At 70.8% G+C, this 3756-nt stretch carries 3 protein-coding genes; 2 read left to right on the forward strand and 1 reads right to left on the reverse strand.

Translation table 11 applies throughout. The annotated features are described in order from the left end of the window. Positions 1 to 370 precede the first annotated feature (370 nt). A complete protein-coding gene (locus MW084_RS09440; RefSeq protein ID WP_010476472.1) occupies positions 371 to 1225 on the forward strand; it encodes a phytanoyl-CoA dioxygenase family protein in 855 nt (284 codons plus the stop codon). A gap of 226 nt (positions 1226 to 1451) precedes the next feature. Here MW084_RS09440 and MW084_RS09445 read toward each other — a convergent pair whose 3' ends face one another. Next, positions 1452 to 2333 carry an SAM-dependent methyltransferase gene (locus MW084_RS09445; RefSeq protein ID WP_158684391.1) on the reverse strand — a complete coding sequence of 294 codons (882 nt, stop codon included), beginning with the start codon at positions 2331 to 2333 and terminating at the stop codon, positions 1452 to 1454. 908 nt (positions 2334 to 3241) lie between these two features. On the opposite strand from MW084_RS09445, the gene MW084_RS09450 reads away from it, so the two are divergent. Further along, a complete protein-coding gene (locus tag MW084_RS09450; RefSeq protein WP_010476468.1) occupies positions 3242 to 3718 on the forward strand; it encodes a hypothetical protein in 477 nt (158 codons plus the stop codon). The last annotated feature ends 38 nt before the right edge of the window (positions 3719 to 3756 follow it).

The raw sequence follows: 3756 nt of genomic DNA on the forward strand, positions 1-3756 counted from the left end.
CNNCCAANNGNNANNNGGACNGNCGNCGNNCCGGGGCGGGCGCGGCGCCGCCGTCCGTACCGCGGACCGGCATCCGCATCCGGCCGCGAGCGGGCCCCGGGCCGCCCGTCCACGGTGGGGCGGGGCTTCGGCTCCCACCCGCGGACGGGGCGCGGACGGGTCGGGACGACACCTGCCGAACCGGCCTCCGGGGCCGGGGCGCCATTCCGGTGTTTCCCCGCCTCCGGGTCGGTCCGGAAAGCGTGTCCATCCGTCCTTCCGGCCACAACATCGATAAGGGAGAATTGATAGGGTTCGCACGCCGTCGGGCGCCGCCGCGGGCGGCCCGTCACCGGCCCCGGGCCGGGCCTCGATATGTGGAGCATTCTCGGTGGAAGATCAAGAATTGAGGAAGAAGTTCGCCGAGGACGGCTACATCGTCGTACGGGGTGGATTGACCGAAGACCTGGTCGCGCATGTCACCCGGGAAATCGGCGGGCTCCTCCGGGGACTTGACGCTCCGCAGCGCCGCGCCTTTCCCTTCCAGGGGAGCATGGTGCCCGCCTCCCCCCTCCGGGAACCCTGGTCCCGCCTCATCGCGGACGAGGCGATCCTCGGCACCCTGCGTCGGCTCGGAGCGGCGGACCTCCGCTGGCTGAGCGGCTACCTGATCTCGAAGCCGCCCCGCTCGCCGAGACTGTGGTGGCACCAGGACTGGTGGGCGTGGAAGGACGAACTGTCCTTCGCGGACATGCCGCCCCAGATCTCCGTGCTGACGTACCCGACCGGCTCGAGCACGGAGAGCGGGTGCCTGCGGGTGATCCCGGGGTCGCACAGGCGACGCCACCGGCTGCATTCCGTTCTTCCCCCCGCGCACACCGAGGAGATCAACCGGCTTCCGGCCGATCACCCCGCGTTCGAGGACCAGGAGGACGAGGTCGGAATCCCCCTGGCACCGCATGATTTCGTCGTCTGCGACGTGCGGCTCCTGCATTCCACGCACGCGAACACCACCGCCGGGGAGCGACCGGGTGTCGTCCTTTGGTACCTGCCCGACCACGGGGGCCTTCCTCCCGCATTCCGGTCGCACTACTCCCTGAACCAGTGCCAGCCCTCGGAAGAGGAACGCCGGGCCTCGCCCGAATTGAATCACCTCCTGATTCCCCGGAACGAAATCGGGGGAGGCAGCGGGATCCTCCTGGACAGAACACCCGGCGAGGACTTCGACCGCCGTCCCGTCCGTTGACCGCGGTGCGCCCGGGGCCGGTCCACCGCAGGAGCCCGGACCCGGATGCACGGGGTCGCGGGAGCACCGGCGGTGCCCGCGTCAGGGAGGCCGGGGCCGGCGGCCGCCTCCCAGGGCCGAGCCGACGCCGCGCCCGGGAGGTGCGGGAAGGAAGGCCCCGGGCACGCGCCGCGTCCCCGGCGGGCCGCCGGAGGGCCGGTGCCCGCGTCGCCCGCCGGCGGGAGACTCATCGTTTGACCGCGACGATGGTCCGGTACGTCAGCTTTCCGGAGGCGTACAGGTCCAGCGTCAGGTTCACGGCGTCGAGGAAGTCCCGGACCATTCGCCGGCCGCTGACGCCCGTCCCGTCGCCGTCCGGCCACCTCGCCAGCAGCCGCGGCAGGAAGTGGCCCGTCATGACCGGCTCGAAGTGCCGCCGCATGGGTCCCCGCCCCACTTCCCCGCGGTCGACCACGTGGGCGGCCGGGTAGAAGCCGGCGGCCACGAGCTCCGATTCGATCTGCGAGATCCTGGCAATTCCCCGGTACTGGAAATGGTGGCCGAAGTCCCGCAGGTCGCTTTCGGTCATCAGGTCCGTGGCCATCCAGTCGTCCACCAGGAAACGGCCCGCGGGAACCAGCAGGTCGCCCACCCGCCCGTAGAACTCCCGGTGGTCCGGGACCTGGTAGAGCATGTTGAGGCTCCACGCCACGTCGACACGTCGTTCCGGCCATGTTTCCGGCCCCTTGACGTGATGCACGGAGATGCCGTCGCGGTGGCGAGAGCAGTGGCCGTTGAGAACGCGGCTGGTCGCCACGTGCGCGATGCTGTTGCTGATGGCGGTCACGGTCGCCCCGAAACGGTCGACGAGGACGCGAGCGGGACCACAGAGCCCGCAACCGATGTCGAGTACTCGGGTGCCGGTTTCGATGCCCGCGAGCAAGCCGAGTTCGCAGACGTACTCCCGGGCCCCCTGGGCCCACCGGCTGCCGTCCCGCCACATTTCCTCGTCGTTCAGCATCGGCGGATGAAGCTGGTCGGCGGTGAGCCACGCCAGGATTCCGGCACCCGGAAACCCGAGCGCATCGCCGACTTCTTCCGCCCGGTAGTGCAGATTCCCGCTTCTCATGCACTTCCCCACAATGGTGTCTCGTGCGCCGCCTGGTCATTTCCCCGCCGTTCCCGGGAGGAACGGCGGGTGCCTCTCCGCCCGCGGTTCCGGGCCCGCGCCGATCACGGGGGTCCCGCGGCTCCCATCCGTGGCCGGTGGGCCGCCGGACAGCCGAAAGCCCTCGGCGCTCCCCTCGTCGCCGGGACGCCGCCGAGGCGGGGACCCGGCTCGCGGACCGGGCCGCGGTCGTCGCGAACGGCGACTGCCGGGACATCCGCCGGATCACCCGCCACCGCCGTGGAAGGGCCGGGTGAGGACCCGGGCCCGGTGAGAGGGCGCGACGCCTCCCGCCGCGATCCGCGTCCACACCGGACGCGCCGGACGCGCCGGGCACGCCTTCGCCCGGAGCGCTTCACCGACCGGCCCGGGGACGGCGACAGCCGCCACTCCGCACCCGGCGCCCCGCCCGTACGGCCCCCTCCGGGGAACGGACGCGCGGCACGGCCGCACGGCCCGCGGAAGACCGTGCGCGGTACGGCAGCCGACGGCACCTTTACCGCTCGCTGTTTTTCCGGGAGTAAAGCACATTCCCCCGGTGATCGCACTCACCGAAAAACGACACACGCCTTCACCCCAACCGACTCCGGCAACCACATGGGCTCCTCCCCTCTCCGGCGGGTCGCGCGCTTCCGTGCGCCTCTCGCGAATCACTGGCCCCACCGGCCGGGGTGGAACCGATGCGGCGGCGGCAATTCCACCGCACGCCGCGTCGCCCGGACGAAGTCTTGACGACTTCCACCCTCTTGTGTATTCGTGAACGCGAAGCATCCGAGCGGCACGCCGGGCGCCTCGGACCGGCACTCCCCGAACGCCGCTAGCCTGCACGGGAAAGACAGGATCCACCACTTCGGCAGGAAAGGCTTTTCATGCGCAGCAGCAATTCGGAGCTCGTGTGGCAGGGGCGAATCCATCTGGGCGACGAGCCGGGCACCTTCGGCGACGCCGACTACCCCGGTTTGACGATGGAACTCCCCCTCACCCTCCGGAAAACGGATCCGAGCGGCCCGGACACCACGAAGCTCGTCCTGGCGACGCAGAACGCGGAGACATACGCCGGTTATCCGGGCCACCTGATCACCGTCACGCACTTCCGGCCCGCCCCCGGAGATCCGAACCACTTCACGGAGACGGTCATCGCGACAGCGCGCCTGCAAAGCTCGGACAACAACCGGAAGGAAATCCCCCTCACCCTGCCGGGCACGTCGTCGTCCTTCTTCATCAGCGTCCGCGTGCGGGTCGACACCGAGGTGCCGCCGGGCCTGTACGACGACTTCGTCGTCACCCACCTCTTCAACAGGGCGCCCGGCTTCGCCTTCGTGGCGGATTTCGGCTTCCGCGCCTGATCCGGCCCCGGCCCAGGAAGCGGGGCCGGGAAGCGGCC

This window comes from Streptomyces sudanensis (genome assembly GCF_023614315.1).
Classification (GTDB): domain Bacteria; phylum Actinomycetota; class Actinomycetes; order Streptomycetales; family Streptomycetaceae; genus Streptomyces; species Streptomyces sudanensis.